The sequence below is a fragment of the Blautia parvula genome (assembly GCF_020215665.1).
Lineage (GTDB): Bacteria > Bacillota > Clostridia > Lachnospirales > Lachnospiraceae > Blautia > Blautia celeris.
In genome coordinates this window covers 766,016-786,962 of sequence record NZ_CP084061.1, presented here as the reverse complement: position 1 = coordinate 786,962, position 20,947 = coordinate 766,016, and the positions used below count along the sequence as shown (strand labels likewise).

General features: G+C 47.9%; 21 protein-coding genes and 2 pseudogenes. 3 read left to right on the top strand and 20 right to left on the bottom strand.

Annotation, left to right across the window (positions count from 1 at the left end; genetic code table 11):
• Positions 1-10 precede the first annotated feature (10 nt).
• The 7 genes from eutC to LC508_RS03730 form a co-directional block, all read right to left on the bottom strand.
• Positions 11-916, bottom strand: coding sequence for an ethanolamine ammonia-lyase subunit EutC (gene eutC / locus LC508_RS03760; RefSeq protein ID WP_103732309.1), 906 nt, complete (start codon positions 914-916; stop codon positions 11-13).
• 46 nt (positions 917-962) lie between these two features.
• On the bottom strand, positions 963-2,327 hold the full coding sequence (locus LC508_RS03755; protein ID WP_033139475.1) for an ethanolamine ammonia-lyase subunit EutB: 1,365 nt from the start codon (positions 2,325-2,327) through the stop codon (positions 963-965).
• A gap of 164 nt (positions 2,328-2,491) precedes the next feature.
• Positions 2,492-3,922, bottom strand: coding sequence for an ethanolamine ammonia-lyase reactivating factor EutA (eutA, locus tag LC508_RS03750; RefSeq protein ID WP_033139474.1), 1,431 nt, complete (start codon positions 3,920-3,922; stop codon positions 2,492-2,494).
• Positions 3,919-4,362 carry a EutP/PduV family microcompartment system protein gene (locus LC508_RS03745; protein ID WP_054351308.1) on the bottom strand — a complete coding sequence of 148 codons (444 nt, stop codon included), beginning with the start codon at positions 4,360-4,362 and terminating at the stop codon, positions 3,919-3,921. The genes eutA and LC508_RS03745 overlap by 4 nt, the downstream gene beginning before the upstream one ends.
• Positions 4,359-4,709, bottom strand: coding sequence for a BMC domain-containing protein (locus LC508_RS03740; RefSeq protein WP_181014471.1), 351 nt, complete (start codon positions 4,707-4,709; stop codon positions 4,359-4,361). The genes LC508_RS03745 and LC508_RS03740 overlap by 4 nt, the downstream gene beginning before the upstream one ends.
• A 22-nt stretch (positions 4,710-4,731) precedes the next feature.
• Positions 4,732-5,874 carry a 1-propanol dehydrogenase PduQ gene (locus LC508_RS03735; RefSeq protein WP_103732175.1) on the bottom strand — a complete coding sequence of 381 codons (1,143 nt, stop codon included), beginning with the start codon at positions 5,872-5,874 and terminating at the stop codon, positions 4,732-4,734.
• Between the two features lie 190 nt (positions 5,875-6,064).
• Positions 6,065-6,556 (bottom strand): NADH-quinone oxidoreductase subunit NuoE family protein, encoded by a 492-nt coding sequence (locus tag LC508_RS03730; protein WP_054351307.1) that lies wholly within the window; start codon positions 6,554-6,556, stop codon positions 6,065-6,067.
• A 237-nt stretch (positions 6,557-6,793) separates the two neighbouring features.
• Between LC508_RS03730 and LC508_RS03725 the strand changes: the two genes are divergently transcribed.
• The gene (locus tag LC508_RS03725; protein WP_033139470.1) at positions 6,794-8,029 is read left to right on the top strand and encodes a uroporphyrinogen decarboxylase family protein; all 1,236 of its coding nucleotides are present in this window, start codon (positions 6,794-6,796) and stop codon (positions 8,027-8,029) included.
• Positions 8,030-8,085: 56 nt separating this feature from the next.
• Here the strand turns inward: LC508_RS03725 and LC508_RS03720 are convergent, their stop codons facing one another.
• From LC508_RS03720 to LC508_RS03700, 5 genes are all read right to left on the bottom strand, one after another.
• Positions 8,086-9,984, bottom strand: coding sequence for an ABC transporter permease (locus tag LC508_RS03720; protein WP_103732176.1), 1,899 nt, complete (start codon positions 9,982-9,984; stop codon positions 8,086-8,088).
• The gene (locus tag LC508_RS03715; protein WP_033139468.1) at positions 9,981-10,736 is read right to left on the bottom strand and encodes an ABC transporter ATP-binding protein; all 756 of its coding nucleotides are present in this window, start codon (positions 10,734-10,736) and stop codon (positions 9,981-9,983) included. Before LC508_RS03715 ends, LC508_RS03720 begins: the two co-directional genes overlap by 4 nt.
• Before the next feature lie 106 nt (positions 10,737-10,842).
• Positions 10,843-11,865: a sensor histidine kinase gene (locus LC508_RS03710; RefSeq protein WP_103732177.1), complete on the bottom strand. Its 1,023-nt coding sequence runs from the start codon at positions 11,863-11,865 to the stop codon at positions 10,843-10,845.
• Entirely contained in the window at positions 11,862-12,533 is a 672-nt protein-coding gene (locus LC508_RS03705) for a response regulator transcription factor (protein ID WP_103732178.1), read from the bottom strand. Before LC508_RS03705 ends, LC508_RS03710 begins: the two co-directional genes overlap by 4 nt.
• Positions 12,534-12,742: 209 nt before the next feature.
• A complete protein-coding gene (locus tag LC508_RS03700; protein WP_103732179.1) occupies positions 12,743-13,513 on the bottom strand; it encodes an ATP-binding protein in 771 nt (256 codons plus the stop codon).
• A gap of 156 nt (positions 13,514-13,669) precedes the next feature.
• On the opposite strand from LC508_RS03700, the gene LC508_RS03695 reads away from it, so the two are divergent.
• Positions 13,670-14,266, top strand: a complete 597-nt coding sequence (locus LC508_RS03695) for a TetR/AcrR family transcriptional regulator (RefSeq protein WP_054351301.1) — start codon at positions 13,670-13,672, stop codon at positions 14,264-14,266.
• Here LC508_RS03695 and LC508_RS03690 read toward each other — a convergent pair.
• The 6 genes and pseudogenes from LC508_RS03690 to LC508_RS28700 all read right to left on the bottom strand — a co-directional run.
• On the bottom strand, positions 14,239-14,961 hold the full coding sequence (locus tag LC508_RS03690; RefSeq protein WP_158587288.1) for a DUF975 family protein: 723 nt from the start codon (positions 14,959-14,961) through the stop codon (positions 14,239-14,241). The genes LC508_RS03695 and LC508_RS03690 overlap by 28 nt on opposite strands.
• 178 nt (positions 14,962-15,139) lie before the next feature.
• On the bottom strand, positions 15,140-16,813 hold the full coding sequence (locus LC508_RS03685; RefSeq protein WP_033139463.1) for a ribonuclease J: 1,674 nt from the start codon (positions 16,811-16,813) through the stop codon (positions 15,140-15,142).
• Positions 16,814-17,056: 243 nt separating this feature from the next.
• Positions 17,057-17,593 (bottom strand): Holliday junction resolvase RecU, encoded by a 537-nt coding sequence (locus tag LC508_RS03680; protein WP_033139462.1) that lies wholly within the window; start codon positions 17,591-17,593, stop codon positions 17,057-17,059.
• 72 nt (positions 17,594-17,665) lie between these two features.
• Positions 17,666-18,205, bottom strand: coding sequence for a signal peptidase I (gene lepB, locus LC508_RS03675; RefSeq protein ID WP_033139461.1), 540 nt, complete (start codon positions 18,203-18,205; stop codon positions 17,666-17,668).
• On the bottom strand, positions 18,205-19,173 hold the full coding sequence (locus LC508_RS03670) for an RluA family pseudouridine synthase (protein ID WP_103733197.1): 969 nt from the start codon (positions 19,171-19,173) through the stop codon (positions 18,205-18,207). Before LC508_RS03670 ends, lepB begins: the two co-directional genes overlap by 1 nt.
• An 81-nt stretch (positions 19,174-19,254) precedes the next feature.
• A pseudogene (locus tag LC508_RS28700) lies at positions 19,255-19,305 on the bottom strand (hypothetical protein); the annotation flags it as partial.
• On the opposite strand from LC508_RS28700, the pseudogene LC508_RS28695 reads away from it, so the two are divergent.
• Positions 19,282-19,395 (top strand): annotated as a pseudogene (locus LC508_RS28695) (DUF6783 domain-containing protein); the annotation flags it as partial. The pseudogenes LC508_RS28700 and LC508_RS28695 sit on opposite strands and share 24 nt — an antisense overlap.
• Here LC508_RS28695 and LC508_RS03665 read toward each other — a convergent pair.
• Positions 19,373-19,987 carry a hypothetical protein gene (locus LC508_RS03665; RefSeq protein WP_033139459.1) on the bottom strand — a complete coding sequence of 205 codons (615 nt, stop codon included), beginning with the start codon at positions 19,985-19,987 and terminating at the stop codon, positions 19,373-19,375. The pseudogene LC508_RS28695 and the gene LC508_RS03665 overlap by 23 nt on opposite strands.
• 195 nt (positions 19,988-20,182) lie before the next feature.
• Positions 20,183-20,944, bottom strand: coding sequence for an SDR family NAD(P)-dependent oxidoreductase (locus LC508_RS03660; protein ID WP_054351299.1), 762 nt, complete (start codon positions 20,942-20,944; stop codon positions 20,183-20,185).
• Positions 20,945-20,947: the final 3 nt, after the last annotated feature.

The following is a 20,947-nucleotide window of genomic DNA, read 5'->3' as shown; positions in this document are numbered from 1 at the left end:
GCTCTGTGTTTTATTTCAAGTCGATTCCCGATGCCTTTTTCTCCAGCATTTTTACGATCAGTTCCGCCGCATGGGCACCTGCCTCCACAGCAGTGGTCCCACCCTTGTGGATATTACTGATCACGGTACGCTTTGCCTCCGCAAGGCCGTGCCTTGGTTTGTACGCAATATAAGCGGACATGGATTCCGCGGTCACAAGGCCCGGGCGTTCTCCTACCAGCATACAGATAACATCCGCATCCGTCACTTCACCTACAGCGTCCATGGCTCCCACCCTGGCGTATTTGATAAAGAGCACAGGGGGGAGCGTGATCTGGTGCATCTGCAGACCCTGTCGTATAGCGGGGATCATATCCTCCACATTTGCCTCTATGGCGGAGGAGGAAAGGCCGTCCCCCACGATCACAAGCACTTTCGGATGACTGCCGCAGGTCTTGCGGATGACTTCAAGCTCATCTGCGGGAAAGCGCCTTCCCAGGTCAGGGCGGGTCAGATATTCATCTTTATCCTTACAAAGTGTCTTCACAAAGACAAAACCGCATTTTTTAATAAAATCCTCCGACACGTCACTGAACACCGCATCCTGTGCCGCCGCATGGTCTGCCCGGACGCGAAGCATGGTGGCGGTCCGGTATCTGGCACCTGCTTTGCCGATTCCCAGTCTGGCCGGGGTCTTTGCTTTCATGTCCAGATATCCATCCGCATCCGCAGGATTTTTTACAAGAAGCTGCCGCCGCAGGTCTGTCTTTGTGATGTCCTCCAGGCATTCCCCGGATTCGGCGGGTATCTCCTTCTTTTTCAGCGCTTCCGCAGTGGTCTGTATCACCTCGGAACGCTTAGGCTCAGGGGCCGTGGAAGTATTTAACATCTGATCCAGGATTTTCTCCACCATGGATCTAATTTCCTCATCTCTCACTTGATATGTCCTCCTTCTAATTCCTTATACATGCTGCCTCTATCCGCTAAAACAGGGTGGAGGCATCTCCCGCCCTGGCGGTCAGATGTCCTCTGTCATCCACATATCCCATTTTCATCAGCCAGTTGTGGAATGGTTTGATGGCTGTCAGGCCGAAGATCTCACGCAGGGCTGCTGTCTCATGAAAGCCTGTTGTCTGATAGTTCAGCATTACATCATCTCCGTGAGGAATTCCCATAAAGTAATTACAGCCCGCAGCTGTCAGCAGGACAGACAGATCCTCTATGGTATTCTGGTCTGCTTTCATATGGTTGGTATAGCAGGCATCACATCCCATGGGAATACCCGAGAGTTTCCCCATGAAATGGTCCTCCAGACCGGCGCGGTTCACCTGCCGCCCGTCATACAGGTATTCCGGGCCGATGAATCCCACAACCGTATTGACCAGAAACGGTGAAAAATGGCGGGCAAATCCATAACACCTTGCCTCCATGGTCACCTGGTCTGTCTCATGATGCGCTTCTGATGACAGCTCTGATCCCTGGCCTGTCTCAAAGTACATGACATTTGGTCCCTGGGCAGTTCCCTTTGTCAGCGCAAGCTGCCGCGCCTCCTCAATGGTTGCCGCATTAAATCCAAAGGCCGTATTTCCCATTTCAGAGCCTGCAATGGACTGAAAGATCAGGTCCGCCGGAGCGCCTTTTCTGATGGCCTCCATCTGAGTTGTCACATGTGCCAGAACACAGGTCTGCGTGGGAATCTGATGTTTCTGCTTCACTTCCTCAAACCTGTGCAGGACCCTGGCAACACTCTCAGCGGAGTCATCCACAGGGTTTAATCCCAGAAGGGCATCCCCGGCTCCATAGGTAAGGCCCTCCAGAAGGGAGGCCATAATACCATCCGGGTCATCAGTGGGATGGTTTGGCTGAAGACGTGAGGACAGAGTCCCCTCCTCTCCGATGGTGGTATTGCAGTGTGCTGTGACACGGATTTTTCTGGCTCCGTATACCAGATCCAGATTGGACATGATCTTTGCCACGGCTGCCACCATCTCTGAGGTGAGCCCTCTTGATACCCGGCGGATCATCTCCCCTGTTGTCTCCTCATCCAGAATCCATTCACGGAGGTCAGAGACCGTCATTCCCTTAATTTCCCTGTAAATAGGTTCATTGATATCATCCTGGATGATCCTGGTCACCTCGTCCGTCTCATAAGGCACTGCCGGATGGTTTCTCAAGTCTTCCAGAGTTATCTGGGACAGCACGATTTTGGCTGCCACCCGCTCCTCCGCTGACTCTGCCGCAAGGCCGGCCAGTTTATCTCCGGATTTTTCTTCATTGGCTTTTGCCATCACTTCTTTTAATGACTGAAAAGCATACACATGTCCAAATAATTTTGTTTTTAAAATCATGGCTTTTTCCTTTCGTTGGCATTGATTTGTTACAATTCAGCAGGTCTGCGCATTTACTGCGCTGACCGTAAGAAAAAGTTCAGCAGCCGGGCAAAAATCCCATCGCCAAAGGCGATTTTACATGGATTTTTGATCGTAACTGTGAGGGCACTGAACAGTTACATTTATTTACTAAAAACAAGGGTTTTGACCACCACCGGCAGTACACATCCTTCTGCAATGGGCTTTCCGATATCGATATATTCGCCCTCTGCCAGATGGATGCCGTCCAGGCAGATGACCTCTCTTTTCCATTCCAGAAGGTGATACATGGTCTGTCCCAGGACTTTTGCCATATCATTTTCCACCACTACGATCAACGGCAGTCCCGCGCGGAGCAAGGGTTCCATGCCGTCCAGAAGGGCTTCTGCATATTCCTGTACCCTTAAAAAGCTCGGATTATCCTCTCCGGTAAAGGCAACGGCTGTCTGCTGTATGCTGCCCTCCACGGTGAACCACTCCAACTTTTTCCTGATGGCATCCCCCATGGCTGCAGGTTCGCTCTCCTCCTCACTGAGTTTCAGAACGGGAAGATTCTTTATCGGAAACACTTCCTTTGTGTAGGTAATGGTGCTGCCGCTTATTTCCGTAGTATGGCTTCCCGCTCCCACCACTGTGGCGCGTATAGTCTCTGCGCTTTCGATCACCTGCAGATTCCGAAACAGTGCAGACTCCCGTATGGTCCTCCCCAGCAGCACACCTATATCCCCGAATAGAAAAGGGTCCGTAAATTTTTCGGGATGATAGACCACATCCGCCACGCCGCCTGAGAAGCTGATGCAGGAAATCTCCTGTGACAGATGGATTCCCTGGTTCGTGATCATCTTTTCATAATAAGGATTGTCTCTGCGCAGTCCCACACTCTGCTCCAGTACCTCTGTCATCTGTACAAGCAGCGGTTTGAGAAGCGCCTCATCTGCAATGGTTCCGACGCTGATCTCCCAGCCCTCAGACTCAATGATCTTCTGTATCTTCGGCGCAATATAAGTGATCCGTCCGGTCTCTCTGTCCAGTTTTACAAGCCTTCCTCCGATATCCAGACAGCCTGTATCCACAGTGTCGCCCCGACAAAATACCGCCAGATTGCTGGTCCCCCCGCCGATATCTATATTGACGGCTGTGAGATGGTGCTCTTTGGAATATAGATCCGTACCGGCACCTTTTCCGGAGATGACACTCTCCAGATCCGGCCCTGCTGTGGCCACTACAAAATCCCCCGCAAAACCGCTCAGGGCGTGAATAACCTCCCTGGCATTTTCTTTTCCGGCCGTCTCACCTGTGATGATGACAGCGCCTGTGTCAATCTCATCCTTTTGGATACCTGCCTTCTCATATTCCCGCTCTATGATTTCCCGTACTTTACCAAAATCGATCCTGGTCTGGTCAAGGAGGGGTGTAAAATAAATATCGCTTTTGTACTGAATCTCTTTTCTGGTGATCACCATCCGGGGAACTGTATAACTGGTCGCCATGTTCTCCACTGTCAGCCTGGAAAAAATAAGCTGCGTGGTACTGGTACCAAGATCAATTCCCACACTCAAAAGTTCTTCTTTCATTTTTTCCCCCTTTCCCGGTTCAGAAATTCAGACAGCTCGGCAATTCCTGTCCCCTTTGGTGTATCCACTCGAAAGATCCGGTTTACGCCTGCCTCTTTTAACTGCGTCTGGGCCCTCTTCACCTGTTCCGGGCCAGCCTCATGTATCTTCGTTATAATACCGATTACCTTTTTCCCGAAAATGCCGGCAAACCCGGGAGGAATCGCCCGGTATTCCGATGTAGGGTCAGCCACCAGGGCGATGATGCCCGCGTCCACTGCACTCATGATCAGAGCATTGTAAAAATGGCGGTTCTCCAGGTACTCACCCGGTGTGTCTATGGATTCCCCGTACCGTTCCACAGCCTGGGTCTTTTTATAGCGGATCTCTTCTTCGTTTAACTTCTGGCACAGGGTTGTCTTGCCGCAGCCGCTCTGTCCTATAAATATCACTTTCTTCATGTTCTCGTCACCGGCGCCTTTGCAAATCCCAGATGTTCTTCCATGGTTTCCAGAATCTCCTTCACTGCAGCCTCCACTGAACTGATGTCACCGGTAAACACCAGCGCGCCGCTGAACCTGTCGATAAACCCCAGGGTGATGTCAGAAGCTTTAGTGGCTATATCAGCCGCTATGATCGCCCCCTCACTGGGTGTTATGGTCAGAATGCCTATGGCGTCCATCTGCTCCGGCTCCAGTCCCAGTTTCACATAGATCGCCGGGTCGGGACCGGCTATGACATGGGCCAGCGTAATCTGTTTTCCCGGGACAAATTCCTGTATGATCCTCTGTTTTTCTTTCACTTCCATATCTGATTCCTCCCGGACGGTATCAGCGGATTCCCTGATAAGCACGTTTCAATAGTTCCAGAATATCCTCCCGGGATACTTCTCTGGGGTTTGTCCTGATACAGGCATCCGCCAGCGCTCCCTGCGCCACAGCATCCTTCTGTTTCTGGTATTCCTCAGGCAAAATGCCGCACTCCTTAAATCCAAAAGGCATTTTCATCTGTTCCTGCATTTTCCGAATCTCCCTGACCAGGTTCTTTACCCCTGCCCGCACATTGCCGCCGCCGATTCCCGCAAGCTGGGCGATCGCCGCATATTTTTCTGCTGCCCGGGTATATGCACGGGGATTAAATTCCTTCATATCCGCGTTAAATTCCACCACATAGGGGAGCAGAACCGCATTGGTCCTGCCGTGAGGCACTTTGAACTTACCTCCGATGTTGTGGGCAATGGCGTGGTTCACTCCCAGGGACGTTCTGTCAAAGGCCAGTCCTGCCATACAGGATGCATTGTGCATCTCCTCCCTGGCTCTAAAATCCTCCTGGCTGGTATAGGAACGGAGCAGATACCGCAGAACCGTCACAGCGGCTTTCTCCGCCAGGGCATCTGTAAAGGCATTGGCTTTTGTGGAGACATAAGCCTCCAGTGCGTGTGTCAGCACATCCATGCCCGTGTCCGCCACCACGGTTTTGGGAACACTTTTTACAAGGCTGGCATCCAGGATCGCCGTATCCGGAAGAAGAGACTGGTCCACCAGGGGATATTTGATTCCCTTTTCCCGGTCTGTGATCACGGCAAAGGATGTGACTTCCGAGCCGGTTCCGCTGGTGGTGGGAACCGCAATAAATTCCATATCCGGCAGGTTTCCGATCTGTCTGGAAAAATGCATGATGGCCTTGGCCTCATCAATGGCAGACCCTCCGCCCAGGGCAATGAGGGTATCCGGTCTGTGTTTTATCACCTCTTTGACACCTTCGATCACCAGTTCCAGGGGCGGGTCAGGAACCACATTGCTGAAGATCGTACAGCGGTCTTTTTCCAGATATCCGATGATACGCTCCACAAGGCCGGACTCCACCATAAAAGGATCTGTGACAATAAATATCCCGGCACCCTGCAGTTTTTTTAAATATTCCAATGCATTTTTCCCAAAATGTATGGATGTTTTTATCCCGAACTCTTCCATAATCTCTCGTCCTTTCGATTCCATTCCTCGTTTAGCTTGTGTTCGAAAATTACCTGCCGCAAGATATGTGCGGCACAATTTACAGGCAGTCCTGCGGGCATGCATTTTCAAACATCCTCTTGCTATCTTTTGTGTATTCTGCCCAGATTATGCAAAAAATCATGTTGGTAGACAAATGGTAATTTATGTTTTATTCCTGTCTGCCATATGGCTGTCCGCACGTTTTTTCCAGAATATCAGGTACCTGCTCCGGCTTGACTTTGGAAAACAGTTTCCCGTCAATGAGAAGATTCGGCGATGTCCCGCAGTTTCTCAGGCAGCCGCGCACATGCAGATATACATTTCCGTCAGCGGACAGACCTTCCTTTTTAATGCCCAGCGCTTTTCTCACAGCCTGGGAAACGGCTGCTCCGCCCTTATTTCTGCATCTTATCCCCGTGCAGACCGTGACGGTATGCTCATACGGTGTTTCTTTTAGATCAGAGTACATACGCACCAGATACTGAATCACAGAAACCTTTATGCCTGCCGCCTGTGCTGCCCTCTCCTGGAGTTTCGGACTGATTCCGCCGCAGACTTCCTGCAGTTCCCTTAACATTGCAGCCACTGTTTCCTGCTCTTTTTTATCTTTCCTGCCGCTGTAATAGGAAAGAATCTCATTGATACTTTCTTCTCTGTCCATGATAAACTCCGTTCCGATTTTTATATTTTCTGCTGGGTTATACTTACATTTTCTGCAGATTTCCTGTGGTTATGCAGATATCTCATATCTCTTGGCACATGTACGTTCAATACAAAAAACGCACCCGACAAAAGAAAAGACTTGTGATGCCGGGCTGTAGAAGCCGCCGCAGCACAGTGGTATACTTTTTATATCATGAATCAATGTCTGTTCCCTATGGGAAAGGAGGAAATACCTATGGCGGATTATGAAAAACTTTATGAGGAAAGAAAAAAACGCGTGGAAACTGCCGTCTTAAACCAGGAGCCGGACAGGGTTCCGAATACCCTTTTAGTCGGCACCTACCCTCTTCACAAGGCCGGAATCACTATGGCTGAGAGTATGGTTGACCATGAAAAAGCCTGCCGTGCCATGCTGGCTTTTTATGAAAAATACTCTTACACAGATACGGGAAGCATCAGTAATTTCACCCCCGCAGCTAAAGTTCTGGAAAATCTGGGCATGAAAAATGCCCGCTGGCCCGGAGACCCCAAGGGCCTGGACGAGAACAATACCTATCAGTTCATTGAATATCCAACGCTGGAAGACGGGGAATACGATGAATTCTTCCGGGATCCGGCAGGCTTCTGGCTGACCAAACATCTGCCCCGCACCATGGAAATCTTTGAACCGCTTTCTGACCTGGATTACTATGATATGATCGTGGGCGGTGCTCAGCATATGCTGACCTCACCGCAGGCCATCCCTGTCTACAAACGCCTGCTGGCTGCTGCGGAGGAAGCCCAGAAAATGAACGCTGTGATACAGGAGTACGACAAAAAGCTCCGCGCCCTTGGCTATTATTCCATTATGGGCGGAGGCTCTGCAACGGCCTTTGATATGCTTGGGGATACACTCCGGGGAACCTTTGGCATGATGCCGGATTTGATTGAAGAGCGGGACAATGTAAAGCATGCACTGGATATCTTCGCAGACCTGCATATCAAACAGAGTCTGGGATTCTGCCAGGCAACCGGCAGCCGCTACGCATGGGTTATGCTGCACAAGGGCTTTGATAATTTCATCAGTGAGGAGGATTACAGGGAACTGTACTGGCCTTATCTGCAGAAATGGATTCTTGCGCTGATCGAACACAATATCACACCGGTTGTGTACACAGAGGGCGCCTATAATACCAGGCTGAAATACCTGAAGGAAGTGCCGAAGAATAAAGTGGTATACCACTTTGAGAACGTAGACCTGAAGCTTGCAAAGAAAGAACTGGGAGACACAGCCTGCCTTATGGGCGGATTCCCGGTATACTCAGTGCGGTACGGCACGCCTGAGAGAATCCGGGAAGAAGTGAAACAGCATCTGGAGATCATGGCACCGGGAGGCGGTTATCTTTTCACCACCGGATATTCCCTGGAGGACTGTCCCCAGGAAAATATGGAAGCGCTTTTGGAAGCTGTTGACATGTACGGAAAATACTAAAAAAAGTGCGGCGCCCCGGATGTTTTCCCGGGACGCCGCACTAATCTGTTTCTTTTTTAATCCAAAACTTTTTTCCTGAATGCGCGGACGGATATCAGGTAAATGATGCTGAATAACAGCAGTATGGCTGCCGCGCTGAACACATTGATCCGAAGCAGATCTTCTTTCATAACCGTTCCCACTGCGTGGATAGAAAAATAGGAAGTCAGGACCATGAGAACAAAAGGACAGTAATAAGTAAAGCGAATCTCATTTTTCATGGATTTATAAAGTGTGGATCTCTGGATTCCTATTTTCTGCAATACCCTGTAGCGCTCCATATCCTCCACAGCTTCATTGTTTAATTTGATGAAGATAATACTTCCGCAGGCCAGGATCAGGGTTGCGAACATGAATACACAGAGGGAATACATGACACGGACCCAAGCCCCTTCTTTATCCTCCGTACGAATCAGATTCACACCCACAAAACGGTCCGGATCCTCTTTCGCAAGAGACCTGAGATAGGGAACCGAAGCATCCAGATTTTCGGGGTCCTCAAATTTATAGTTGTACAGATACAGAACTTCCCCCAGTAGCTGCAACTTTTTATACTGTGTGTCATTCACCACATATACACTCATCCCATTCTGCAGATCCCCCAGATATGGCACATTGCTCTCTGCGATCTGCTGAAATACCTGATCCCCTATGGTAACCGGCTCATTGTCTTCCGGAACAAAGCTCATGAGCATAATATGGGTCAGATGAACACACTCATTGTCCCTAAGCGATCCACTCTCATAGGGAAGCCCGGCTTCTTCGGCGGCAGCTTTTACGGCCGATTCTGAAGTAATAGCATAATTGGCACTCTTGTATTTCGAATGCAGCTTATCCGGGTCAAGCGATAAAAGGGGAATGCTGCTTCTGTATTTTACTTTATTCTCCTTCTCAATCCCTTTTTGTATCTCATCTGCGTCCACTTCCGTTTTCGTTACCACCTGACAGGTATATGTGGTCCTGAAATGCTCTGACCTTTCATATCTCTGCTTCAGGGCTATGGAGGTTCCAAGCACTGTGACGGAGCAGATCATGAGCACGGTCACGATAGCATAGGTCCTGTAGTTCCGCTTCAGACGGAAGGCCAGGTTGTTCACCCAAAGATTTCTCTGCTTTTGATAGAGATATTGTTTATTCTCCGTAAGCTTTCTGATCAGCCATGGAATCAGGCCGCCGTAGATAAAATAAGTGCCTGCTATGACCAGGATCACCGCAGCCAGGGCATAGGCAAGACTGTCAATATCACCTGTCCTGACGGCACAGTAATATCCTGCCCCAAGTACACTGACGCCAAGCATGATCTTAATGGCTGTCAGAAATGCCGGTTCCGCTTTCATCTCTTTTTGTTTTGCACCGGAAAGCATATCCAGCACGCTGCTTCTGACAAGAGAGACATACCCCTTCACCACCATCAGCCCGTAAATCGCCATGAAAACACACGCGGTTATCAGCACCGGCTTCAGGGAAAAGGAAAATTTTATATCCACGCTGATCTCCGAAATGCGCAGCAGCACCATCTGGAACAGCTTTGAAAAAACTACTCCCGCCGCCAGACCTGCTGCCAGGGAAAAGAGGCCGGAAAATAAAGCTTCCAAAGCGTACATTTTCCCGATTCTTTTGTTGTCCAGTCCCATGAAAATGTAGATGCCGATTTCCTTTTTCCGCTGGTTTAAAAACACATTGGTAGCATACCAGATAAAGAAAAACAAAAATACGCCAAAGACAACAGACAGCGCATGCACGATCAAATCTATATAGTCTTTATTGTAATTGTTCAGCACTTCCATGGAATCCGAATACAGGACACACTGAAAATTGAAAAAGATAAACACAGAGAAGGCCAGCGCCAGAACCAATGACATATAATTTCTCAGATTCCGTTTAAAATTGGACATTGTAAGCCGGATCAGACTCATTCCCTCTCACCTCCCATGGATGCCAGGAGCTTCAGAATCTCATCGTAAAATAACTTTCTGTCCTCCTTATTGTTCAGTCTGCACTGAATCTGCCCGTCGCTTAAAAAGTATACCTGCTTTGCATAGCTGGCTGTGTAGGCATCATGCGTCACCATAAGAATCGTGGCTTTTCCTTTCTCATTGGCTGCCTTCAGGCTCAAAAGCAGATCCCGGCTGGAACGGGAATCCAGAGCTCCTGTGGGCTCATCGGCAAAGAGGATCCGGGGTTCTGTGATCAGTGCCCTGGCACTGGCTCCGCGCTGTTTCTGTCCTCCGGAAAGCTGGTAAGGGTATTTGTTCAGATGCGCAGACAGCCCGAACATATCTGCCATTTTATCCACCTTCTCCAGAATTTCCCGGCTCTTCTTACCGTTCAGGGAAAGAGGAAGGGCTATGTTGTCCTGAAGGGTCATATTGTCCAGAAGATTGTATTCCTGGAAAATGAATCCGATCTTATCCCTGCGGATCACGGAGAGCTGTCGGTTTCCCACCCTTGTCACATCCTCCCCGTCCAAAATGATCTGCCCCCGGGAGGGCTTGTCAAGCGTGGACAGCAGGTTTAAAAGGGTGGATTTACCGGCTCCGCTTGGCCCCATGATGGCAATAAAATCATGTTCATAAATATCCATGGTGACATCTTTCAGGACTACCGACTCATATCCTTTGCGTCCATAGGTCTTTGTCAGATTTTTGATCTCCACAATTTTTTTCATTTCCTTAACTCCTTTTACGGCAAATTCAACTGTTTTCTTTACAGTTTAAGTGTAGCAAAACAGGAGCGGGAAATCCTTACATCTTTCTAACACCTTCCGCCTGTTTCTAACATTTCTGCAAGGTTTGGTGTGGCTTATCCAGGAAAAAATAATCTGCGTGATCTTGAAATGTAAATGTAAATCTTGTATTGTTTTCCCCGGAGGAAGCCCTGACTCCAATGCCCAGCCTGTCTGCAGTCTGCTTTACAAAATACAGGCCCATTCCCGTGGAGCGGTAGCCGCCGTTTCTCTGACAGCTTCCGATATAGCCTTTATCAAATATATAGGGCAGTTCCGCCTGGGCTATGCCGGTACCGTTGTCCTCAACCCAAAACTCTGTTCCGCATGCAGAGGAAATGTCAGCTCCGAAGGTGAGTGTGGGGTTTTCTCCCCGGTATTTCACCGCGTTGCCGATGATCTGGTCCAGCATATAGACCAGCCATCTGCGGTCGCTGTAAACAGCCTCGTCTTTTAAATGCATCTCTATGGCAAAATGATCGCGTATCAGAAAATAGGAGTGGTTTTTTACAGCCTCCGCTGCCGCTTCCCTTAAACTGACCTTTTCCAGCTTCACGTCATTTTCCGGCTTTTTCAGCTTACTGCTCATCATCATGGTATTCAGATACTGCTGTATCCGCTCCAGGGAATCCTGCATTTCTTCCTGCAGTGCCCTGTCCTTATTTCTCTCATTCATAAGCCGCAGGGCAGATAGAGGCAGCTTCACTTCATGGGCCCACAGGGTAATATAGTCGCTCAGTTCCAGGATCTCATTATACAGATTTTGTATTTTTTCCTCATCTTCCTCTTTCTCCCGGTACCATATTTCATACTGACGGCGGCCCAGCAGCTTTCTCATCTCCTCTTTTGAAATCTCTTTCTCCTCTGTGAGTGTTCTGCAGATCCTGCTCTGTTTTCTGTAGTCCAGTGCCAGAAGAAACAGCGCCAGCGCGCCCGCTGCTGCATCCAGGTAATACAAATCCCCCGGATTGACTCGGGTAGCGCAGATGAAACCGAAATACAAATTGACAAACAGCAGTGATATCAAAAAAAGCAGTATGGCATGGCCCCGATCAGCCAGATACTTTTTCATATGATATAATATCCCCTTCCTTTTTTCGTGCCTATGATCTCTTTCCCGCCGGATATATCCCGAAGCTTGCTTCTGAGCCTTGACACCAGAACAGTCAGGGAGGCGTCCGTGACAAATTCATCCGTATTCCATAGATGCTGCATCAGCTTTTCTCTCTCCACTACTTTTCCTCTGCATTCTACCAGGGCACTCATGATTTTATTCTCCGACTTGGTCAGCTCCACCGACTGTTCCCCATAGGTAAAGATCCCCTCCGCGCTGTCATAATATCCTCCGTCCGTCAGATATTCCCTGTCATTTTTCCGGTATTCATAGGCACGCCTCAGCATGGAACGGATTTTCACAAGCAGCAGCTCCGAATCAAAGGGTTTTTCCATGTAATCATCCCCGCCGGATGCCATAGCCATGATCTTATCCGCGTTTAACTCACGGCTGGATAAAAAAAGGATGGGCACATTGGACATGGTTCTGATTCTTTCACACCAGTAAAAGCCGTCATGATAAGGCAGATTAATGTCCAGAAGAACAAAATCCGGCTTGATGCGCATAAACTCCTCATCCACATGGTCAAAGGTTCTTATATATTCTGTATCAAACTCCCATTTTCTGCAGAGGAGGCAAATTTCTCTGGCAAGGGACAATTCGTCTTCCACAATCATGATCTTCATAATATTCTGCTCCTTTTCTCTGTCTTGTGTATCGGTTTTGATCCTTGTTTGGTGCTATCATTATAACTTATTTTTTTTCTATCTCCCAGCGTTTCCGGGAATCTTACAGAAATGTTAGATACAAGGTAAAATAAAAAAACAGGGGCAGGCTTTGTTTTGCCTGCTCCCCTGTATTCTCTGTCTTCCTTATATCTGATTTTATTTTTCCTTTACAGCCCTAATTTCTCCACAATCCCTTTCAGGGCTGCCCGCACCGGAGAATCTGCCGGAAGCTGTATCGTCGGCTTTCCGTCACAGTCAAAGCGGTATACCATGTCATCATGGGGAACAACTCCTAAAAGATTCAGCTTCTGCTTTTCAATTTCTTCCATGGTTCCTGCGTCTAATCTGCCCTCCGGCGCACGGTTTACGATCAGTCCCATTTTCTGTGGTTTGAAATTCAGTTCCTCCACCAGACGGGCGATTCTCCCTGCCGCCTGTACCCCTCTTCTGGAACAGTCGCTTACCAGGATGGCTGTCTGCATGGTGGGCAGAATGCCGCGGCTGATGTGCTCCATGCCCGCCTCATTGTCCACTACAATGTAGGGATAATGGCTCTGGAGTCTCTGTATCTGTGTCTGCACCAGGCCATTCACGAAACAGTAGCATCCCTGTCCCTGGGTACGCCCCATTACCATAAGGTCATAATCATCCTCTTCCGTGATGGCATCCGCCAGCCTCATTTCCAGATAATCCTGCTTTGTCACACCTGCAGGAATCTGATATCTGCTGTCAATGCCCGCACGCTCTATTTCCTCACGCAGTTCGCCCAATGTAATCTCTGTCTCAACTCCCAGAACTTCATTTAAATTGGAATTCGCATCTGCGTCCACTGCCAGAACCGGCTTCTTCCCGCTCTCGCATAAATACTGAATCAGCAGACCGCATAAAGTTGTCTTGCCTACGCCGCCTTTTCCGGCCACTGCTATAACATGTCCCATATATTTACCTCCAAATTTCTGAACAACCTGTTGATTTCTTTCTATAATTGATTATAATTGTAATTATGAAAATTACAATCATCAATTTTTTCAATCTGTTCATTTTATCAACAAATTAAAAAAATTGTTGATATGAATCGTTTAAGGAGGAAACATATGGAGACCAAAGAAAGAAAAGAAGACCGCCGCACTAAATACACCCGGCAGGCAATCAAAGATACCTTCCTTGCCCTGCTGGAGAAAAAAAACTTTTCAAAAATCACCGTCACGGAGATCTGTAAGCTGGCTGAGATCAACAGGGGAACCTTTTATCTGCACTATTATGATATGGACGATGTATTGGATGATATCCTGACAGAAATGCTGAAGGACACCAAAAGCCTGGAGGAACATCTCATGTGCCCCGGCCGCGCTGCCTCCAACTGCACTTTTCCCTTCTGCCACAAGGTACACAATACTCCCAGATATCAGGTACTATTTCTGGACGATATTATTTCCTCCAGGATCATTGACAAAATAGCAGATGTGTATAAGGAAGGCTATGTCACCTGGCTGATGTCTCACAGCCTGCTCACATTTGAACAGGCTGAGGCTGTATTTTATTTCCAGATGAACGGATGCCTGACGATCAATAAACTGACGATCCGCAACCAGTGTGGAGACTGGAAGAAGATTCAAAAGACCATTGATTCTTTTATCAAAGCCGGATTGGAGAGTTTTCTTATTCATGACGGGCGGGATGAGATACCGTGATTGTCTGCATCTAACCGTCTCATACGCTCCTCCTTCAGAACAGCATACAGCTCCGCATTCACTGCCTCTATGTATGCTCCTGTAAAAAAGATTCCCAGCACGCCAAAGGTCAGAATGGTCAGTACCCGCCATCCAAGAAAGGATAAGTCCAGAAGAAATGCCCTCCACTTCTGTCCGCGCATCATATCCTCACTGGTATGCAGAATCTCCTCAAACCCGGCATCCGGGTTTTCCGCCAGAATGTAAGGGGCCATGCGGAATGCATAGGATTGTATGATTCCCGGTACCAGAAGCATCAGATACCAGAAAAACAGTTCCAGATGCACCAGGAACATCCCCTTCATATACTTCTTATAATTTCCATCAAAAAAGCCGGAAAATACCAGGGCTGCCCCTGCCTTTTCCTTTCTGTTCCTGATAAAAAATGCAGCTCCGCCCACTTCTATTATGGCAAAAATAAAAACATAGAAAATATCACGGATAATGGTCTTTATGATAGTTCCGCTGAATTTCCAGGGAATCAGGAAGTCTGTCCAGAGAATCGACACCAGGTTATACTTCTTCCCATGCAGCAAAAACGGTCCGCTAATATCTGTCATCATGACAGCGAGAACCAGTGAAACCGCCACAGCAGGCCAATAATTCCGCTTTAGTTTTTCCCTTCCTCTTCTTTTCAGTTCTGCCCTTTTCCACATAAAACCATCTCCTTTCCCTGCCAAATACCGTTCCTCATGTGTCCTGCCCATAACTCTGTTTCTGTATGATCAGTATATCATATCTGCTGCCCACACTTCTATATTCTTTGCGACCGATATAAAAAACAGCCCCCCAAAAAGGAGGGCCGAAAAACCTTCAACCAGGCTTAGAAACATTTTAAACTTCCATAATGACAGGAAGTATAACAGGACTTCTCTTGATCTTTTTCCATAAATAATCATCCAGGCTGTCTCTGATCTCTGTCTTTATCTGTCCCCATTCCCTGTGATTCTGTTTTTCACATTTTTCAATGGCTTTTGATGCCACTTTCTTCAGTTCGCGCATAAGCTCTTCGGATTCTCTTACATAGACAAATCCTCTGGAAATAATATCCGGACCTGACATAAGCTTGCCTGTTTTCCGCTCCAAAGCCAATGACACAATGATGACACCGTTTTCCGAAAGGCTCTGCCTGTCCCTGAGTACGATATTTCCCACATCTCCCACGCCCAGGCCGTCCACATAGATACCTCTTGCGGTGACTTTTGACACTACCTTTCCGGTCTCTTCGGAGAGTTCCAGCACGTCACCTGCCTCCAGTATAAATACATGGTCATCATCCATCCCCAATTCCTTTGCCAGATTGCCGCCGGCTATGAGATGGCGGTACTCTCCATGCACCGGAATGGCATATTCGGGCTTCAGCAGGGAATAGATCAGCTTGATTTCCTCCTGACAGGCATGGCCTGACACGTGGGTGTCCTGGAAAATAACATTTGCGCCTTTCCTTGCCAGTTCATTGACGATTCTGGAGACAGCTTTCTCATTTCCCGGTATGGGAGTTGAACTGAATATGATTGCGTCCTTTGGTTTGATGACTACCTTTTTATGTGTCGAATCCGCCATTCTCGACAATGCGGCCATTTCCTCTCCCTGGCTTCCTGTTGTGATGAATACCAGTTTTTCATCGGGATAACGGTTCATTTCATTTACGGATATCAGAGTTTTTTCAGGAATCGTCACATATCCCAGTTCTTCCGCTATCTTGATGACCGTCTCCATACTTCTGCCCTGCAGGATCACTTTTCTTCCGTATTTATAAGCGGTATTCATGATCTGCTGGACTCGGTCCACATTGGATGCAAAGGTGGCCACAATAATTCTGTTTGTCTTGTTTTCTGCAAAAAGCGTATCAAAAGTCTTTGCAACCTTTGTCTCAGACGGAGTGAATCCGGGACGGATGGCATTGGTACTGTCGCACATGACTGCCAGCACGCCTTTCTTCCCCAGAGCTCCCATTCTCTGCAGATCAATAGCCTCTCCGAACAGAGGGGTATAATCCACTTTAAAATCCCCTGTGTGGAAAACAATCCCTGCGGGTGTATGGATTGCCAGAGCGGATGCCCCCGCTATGCTGTGGTTTGTTCTGATAAATTCGATTCGCATCTCGCCAAGATTGATCTGGCCTCCCTGTTTCACTACTCTGCGTTTCGTCTTTTTCAGCAGTTTTGCTTCCTCCAGCTTATGCTCTATGAGTCCCATTGTCAGCATGGTGGCATAGACCGGCACATTGATCTGCGGAAGGATATAGGGTAGCGCACCGATATGGTCTTCATGTCCGTGGGTGATCACAAACCCTTTCACCTTCTCCTTATTCTCAATCAGATAAGACACATCGGGAATGACCTTGTCAATACCCAGCATCTCATCATCCGGAAAGGATATTCCGCAGTCGATCACAATGATCGTGTCATGATATTCAACTGCAGTAATATTCATACCGATTTTGTCCAGTCCCCCAAGTGGGATGATTTTAACCTTGTCGTTTTGTTTTTTTGTTGTTTTATTCAAATTTTACCTCTTTCTTCATGCAGTCCCCAAATTACTTAAAATAGAATCCTGCCCATATGACCTTCACGCCAAAGCGCAGCCACCTACGGTCAGGAAGTTCGGAGAATTTTCCCATGTAACAAAAAACAGCCGAACCTGTCATCAAAGACAGATAGGGCTGTTACCTGTATACTTCAATTTCTTTCTTCACGGACACATACTTTTCATTCAGTATACACCATAAGTTGAAAAAATACAACTTTTTTATATTTCTCTTTTATCCAAATCCCAGGCAACCCCTTCCAGAAAGGGCACCAGAAAATTTTTGCTTCTCTTTAAAAAGCATTCCGGGTTCAGTTCCTCATACTTAAAATGTTTCCTGCCGCCGTTCTGTCCCCGCATCCAGAAGCGATACATCTCCCGGTAGGGCATATAGTAGAGTTCATCCCTGTGGGTGAAAAAAAGGATCAAAAACGCGATTCCCTGCTGTTTCTCAAAATCCCCCATGAATTCCACCTGATGGGCATGGATATTCTGCAGGGGAAAGTTATCTGTATTGCACTCTTTTGCGTCAAAACATATGGGAATTCCCTGAACCACGCCGATATAATCCACTGTACTCTTCTTCTCAAAATAAGCCAGCGTAATATGCCTGCTCTCCTTGTCTATGCGGACCGGTGTAATGGGGGTGGGGACTTTTTGTATCAGGGCCAGATTCTTTTCCCTGTAGCGCGCGCAGGTCTCGTTGATAAACTCCTCCAGTGCGGAACCGCGCAGACCTCTGGAATTCCAGGTCGCCATCTCCATTCCTCCTCTTTCTTCTGTCTTCTATGCTGTCTCTTTTCCTGCTGTTCTTTTATTTTTCCCTGCACTTTATTTTATCAGCTTCGGTGACGGGAAGTAGCGAAGGACAGCCTTACCCAGAATTTTTTCTTTTTTCACAAAGGTATTGGTCCAGAAGCGGGAATCCTTTGAGCGGTTCCTGTTGTCACCCAGCATAAAATAGCTGCCCTCCGGAACCACCTCCGGTCCCCAGTTTCCCTGGGGCGGCTCCGGTGTAAAGCTGTCATCCAATGGGGTTTCGGCGCCGTCGATATATACCTTTCCGTCCCTGATCTCCACCGTCTCCCCGGGCAGTCCGATGACACGCTTAATGAAAAGCTGTGTCTCATCGTCAGGGTATTTGAAAATCACAATGTCAAAACGCTGTGGGTCTTTATTTATGTATGCCAGTCGGTTTCCGAAGATCCGATCTCCCGTCATGATCGTGTCTTCCATGGATTCTGACGGAATCTTGGCATTGATCAAAAGCACATTGTTGACGATGAAAACCACAACAACCACAAAAATAATCATTTTTATATATTCCCAGAGCTCCTCCATGATGGAGGGCCCGTTATATTGTTTGCTCATTACAGTTTCTCCCCTTTGATGACTTTTTTAAATAACGCAGGCAGTTCTGCCGTCAGCTTCAGTCCCGACAGGTAACTAAGCTCTCCCTCGAAAGACGGCATCTCAATCCTCCATGCATGAAGCAGCTGAGAGGTAACCCGGTATTTCTTCCTGTACGCTTCGTTGACTTCTCTGCTGCCGTATTTTGCGTCTCCAATGATGGGATGCCCAATGCTTGCCAGGTGACTTCTGATCTGATGGGTACGCCCTGTCAGAAGCTCCACCTCCAACAGCGTGCAGTCTCCTGTCCCGGAATAAGACAGAGGCCGCATACGTGTCTCAATAGGGAGGGCATCCTTTTTCGGTTCCCTTGTCACAGTGACTTTATTGGTCCGCTCATTCTTCCACAGATAACCTTTTATATAGGACGGATGCTCCACGCTCCCTGCCGCAAGCGCAAGATAATATTTGTGCAGGCTTCTGTCCTTAAATGCCCCGGACAATGTCTGCAGGCCGGCCATGGTTTTGCCCGCTGCCACAATGCCGCTGGTGTTGCGGTCCAGACGGTTGCAGACAGACGGATGAAAAGTCAGCAGATCTTCTCTTGTCAGTGCACCCTTTTCCAGCAGATATCCTGTCAGATATTCCACCAGGGATATGTCTTTCTTATCCGCCTTCTGGGACAGCATTCCCACAGGTTTGTTGATAAACAACACATGGTCATCCTCATAGATAACATCCAAAGAGCAGGTATGAGCCTCTGTCTGAGTCCCCATGAATTTTTCCAGTGTCTCCTCCGCCAAAAAAAGACGGACACAGTCCTCTGCCTGCAGCTTCTCACTGCCGTCAGCCTTTCTGCCGTTCAGAGTAATGTTCTTCTTTCGGAGCATTTTATATAGGAAGCTTTTCGGTGCCTCCTTCAGATATTTTGCAAGATATTTATCCAGACGCTGTCCGCTCTCCCCTGCTTTTACTGTCAGTTCTCTCATGTATTCCTCCTGTCTGTAAGCCTTGTTTCGCGGTATTCTAGAGCGTGTTTGAAAATTGCTTTCGGCAAGCTGTGCGTCACAGTTTGTGGGAGATTTGACCCCGATGAAGGAGGCGTAGCGGGCTACGCTGACTGAATTTGGGGCAAATATCCCGCAAAGTGGGGCGTGCAGATTGTCGGAATGAATTTTCAAACAGGCTCTAGAGAGAAATCGCGTAAATAGTATGCAGGATCAGTTCATTTCTGGTCAAATCCGGATATTTCTCATCCGGTGTAAAACGGATATCCTTTTCCAGGGATTCATGATGCTCCCACATGGATTCCAGACGGTTTAAATAATCCGGCAGTTTCCGGAAAATCTTTACATTCACATAGTATCCATTCTGTCTGAGGATGGACTGAATATGCTTCTCCACAAAAGGTATGTCGGATTTTTCACGGCTGGTATATCCCACCACCGTATTGCCGCATACAGCCACTGAGTCCAGAAAGGTCTGTTTTTCATAGGCAGATATCACCAGCTCATATCCCAGAGCCAGGCCATGTCTGTGCTTTTCAATCTGCCGGTAATCCTTCTCGGACATTGGTTTCTGCATAAACATCATGATCATGCCCACTGCAAATTTACAGGCAGGCAGACAGGCCACAACAGCCACTACCGTAAAAACCGTATTTCTGTTTCCCTTGATGATAAGACCGGTAAAAAAAACTGTAAGCGGGGCTATAAAGGCCAGAATGGTATACATCGTTCTCTTTTTCTTCTGGGAAGAGATATATCCGAAATCACCTTTTCTGATTTTCTTCTTTTTTTCCATTGAAAATCCGTCTCCTCATTTGTGTCATTGTATGTCATTTGTAACTATTCACGGCCAATGTTCCGGGAGGTGTTTTGCGAAGCAAAATCCCGAGTTGGCCAGCACCACAATGCAATTTATTGCATTGTGTGTGCATCGCGAAGCGTGTTACTGTTCACAGAACTGCGCTTTTTGCAGGGCTGTGAATAGTAACTGTCATTTAGAAATAACTTCTACAATTTTTAATAATACCCTATGTGGAACAATTTTGCAAAGGATAAAAAAACATTTCATAGAAAATCCATAAATGGAGATTTCTTTTTTTCTCGCTGCATCCAAAATCGCCTGGTTTACCACTGCCTCCGGACGGGCAATAAATCTACGCTTATAGGAAGGCATGCGTTTCTTTCCACCGATATGCTCGAGAAATTCCGTATCTACCGGCCCCGGGCAGACAATCGTCACCGCAATGTAGCCGCGCAGCTCCCGGAAAAGAGCCCGGGAAAAGCTGAGGACATACGCTTTTGTGGCCGCGTACACGGCAAATTCCGGCTGGGGGATAAAAGCGGCAGCGGATGCCACCATGACAATATGGCTCTTCTGCCTCATATACGGCAGAAAAAGCCTGGTAATCTCCGTCAGGGCCCTGCAGTTCAGATCTATCATTCCGGCACAGTCCCCGGCTGAGGTTACCTCCACACTCCTGTGCACTCCGCAGCCCGCTGCATTTACCAGATATTTTACATAGGGTTTGTATTCCCTCAGCATTTCTTTCAGCTTTCCGATGCTTTTGGGATCCGTAATATCCATGGGAATCACACGGACCTTGATACCAATTTCCTTTCCAAGTTCTTCCAGAGCCTCACTTCTTCTGGCAATGGCCCAGATCTCATCCAGCCAGCCGTAATGGCTGGCGATCTGGCGCACAAACTCTTTCCCCATACCTGAGGAAGCACCGGTTATGACTGCTATTTTCAAACG

Coding starts and splice junctions, on each gene's coding strand:
- LC508_RS03755 (WP_033139475.1), bottom strand. CDS start 2,327: ATGATTTTAAAAACAAAATTATTTGGACATGTGTATGCTTTTCAGTCA.
- eutA (WP_033139474.1), bottom strand. CDS start 3,922: ATGAAAGAAGAACTTTTGAGTGTGGGAATTGATCTTGGTACCAGTACC.
- LC508_RS03745 (WP_054351308.1), bottom strand. CDS start 4,362: ATGAAGAAAGTGATATTTATAGGACAGAGCGGCTGCGGCAAGACAACC.
- LC508_RS03740 (WP_181014471.1), bottom strand. CDS start 4,709: ATGGAAGTGAAAGAAAAACAGAGGATCATACAGGAATTTGTCCCGGGA.
- LC508_RS03735 (WP_103732175.1), bottom strand. CDS start 5,874: ATGGAAGAGTTCGGGATAAAAACATCCATACATTTTGGGAAAAATGCA.
- LC508_RS03730 (WP_054351307.1), bottom strand. CDS start 6,556: ATGGACAGAGAAGAAAGTATCAATGAGATTCTTTCCTATTACAGCGGC.
- LC508_RS03725 (WP_033139470.1), top strand. CDS start 6,794: ATGGCGGATTATGAAAAACTTTATGAGGAAAGAAAAAAACGCGTGGAA.
- LC508_RS03720 (WP_103732176.1), bottom strand. CDS start 9,984: ATGAGTCTGATCCGGCTTACAATGTCCAATTTTAAACGGAATCTGAGA.
- LC508_RS03715 (WP_033139468.1), bottom strand. CDS start 10,736: ATGAAAAAAATTGTGGAGATCAAAAATCTGACAAAGACCTATGGACGC.
- LC508_RS03710 (WP_103732177.1), bottom strand. CDS start 11,865: ATGAAAAAGTATCTGGCTGATCGGGGCCATGCCATACTGCTTTTTTTG.
- LC508_RS03705 (WP_103732178.1), bottom strand. CDS start 12,533: ATGAAGATCATGATTGTGGAAGACGAATTGTCCCTTGCCAGAGAAATT.
- LC508_RS03700 (WP_103732179.1), bottom strand. CDS start 13,513: ATGGGACATGTTATAGCAGTGGCCGGAAAAGGCGGCGTAGGCAAGACA.
- LC508_RS03695 (WP_054351301.1), top strand. CDS start 13,670: ATGGAGACCAAAGAAAGAAAAGAAGACCGCCGCACTAAATACACCCGG.
- LC508_RS03690 (WP_158587288.1), bottom strand. CDS start 14,961: ATGTGGAAAAGGGCAGAACTGAAAAGAAGAGGAAGGGAAAAACTAAAG.
- LC508_RS03680 (WP_033139462.1), bottom strand. CDS start 17,593: ATGGCGACCTGGAATTCCAGAGGTCTGCGCGGTTCCGCACTGGAGGAG.
- lepB (WP_033139461.1), bottom strand. CDS start 18,205: ATGAGCAAACAATATAACGGGCCCTCCATCATGGAGGAGCTCTGGGAA.
- LC508_RS03670 (WP_103733197.1), bottom strand. CDS start 19,173: ATGAGAGAACTGACAGTAAAAGCAGGGGAGAGCGGACAGCGTCTGGAT.
- LC508_RS03665 (WP_033139459.1), bottom strand. CDS start 19,987: ATGGAAAAAAAGAAGAAAATCAGAAAAGGTGATTTCGGATATATCTCT.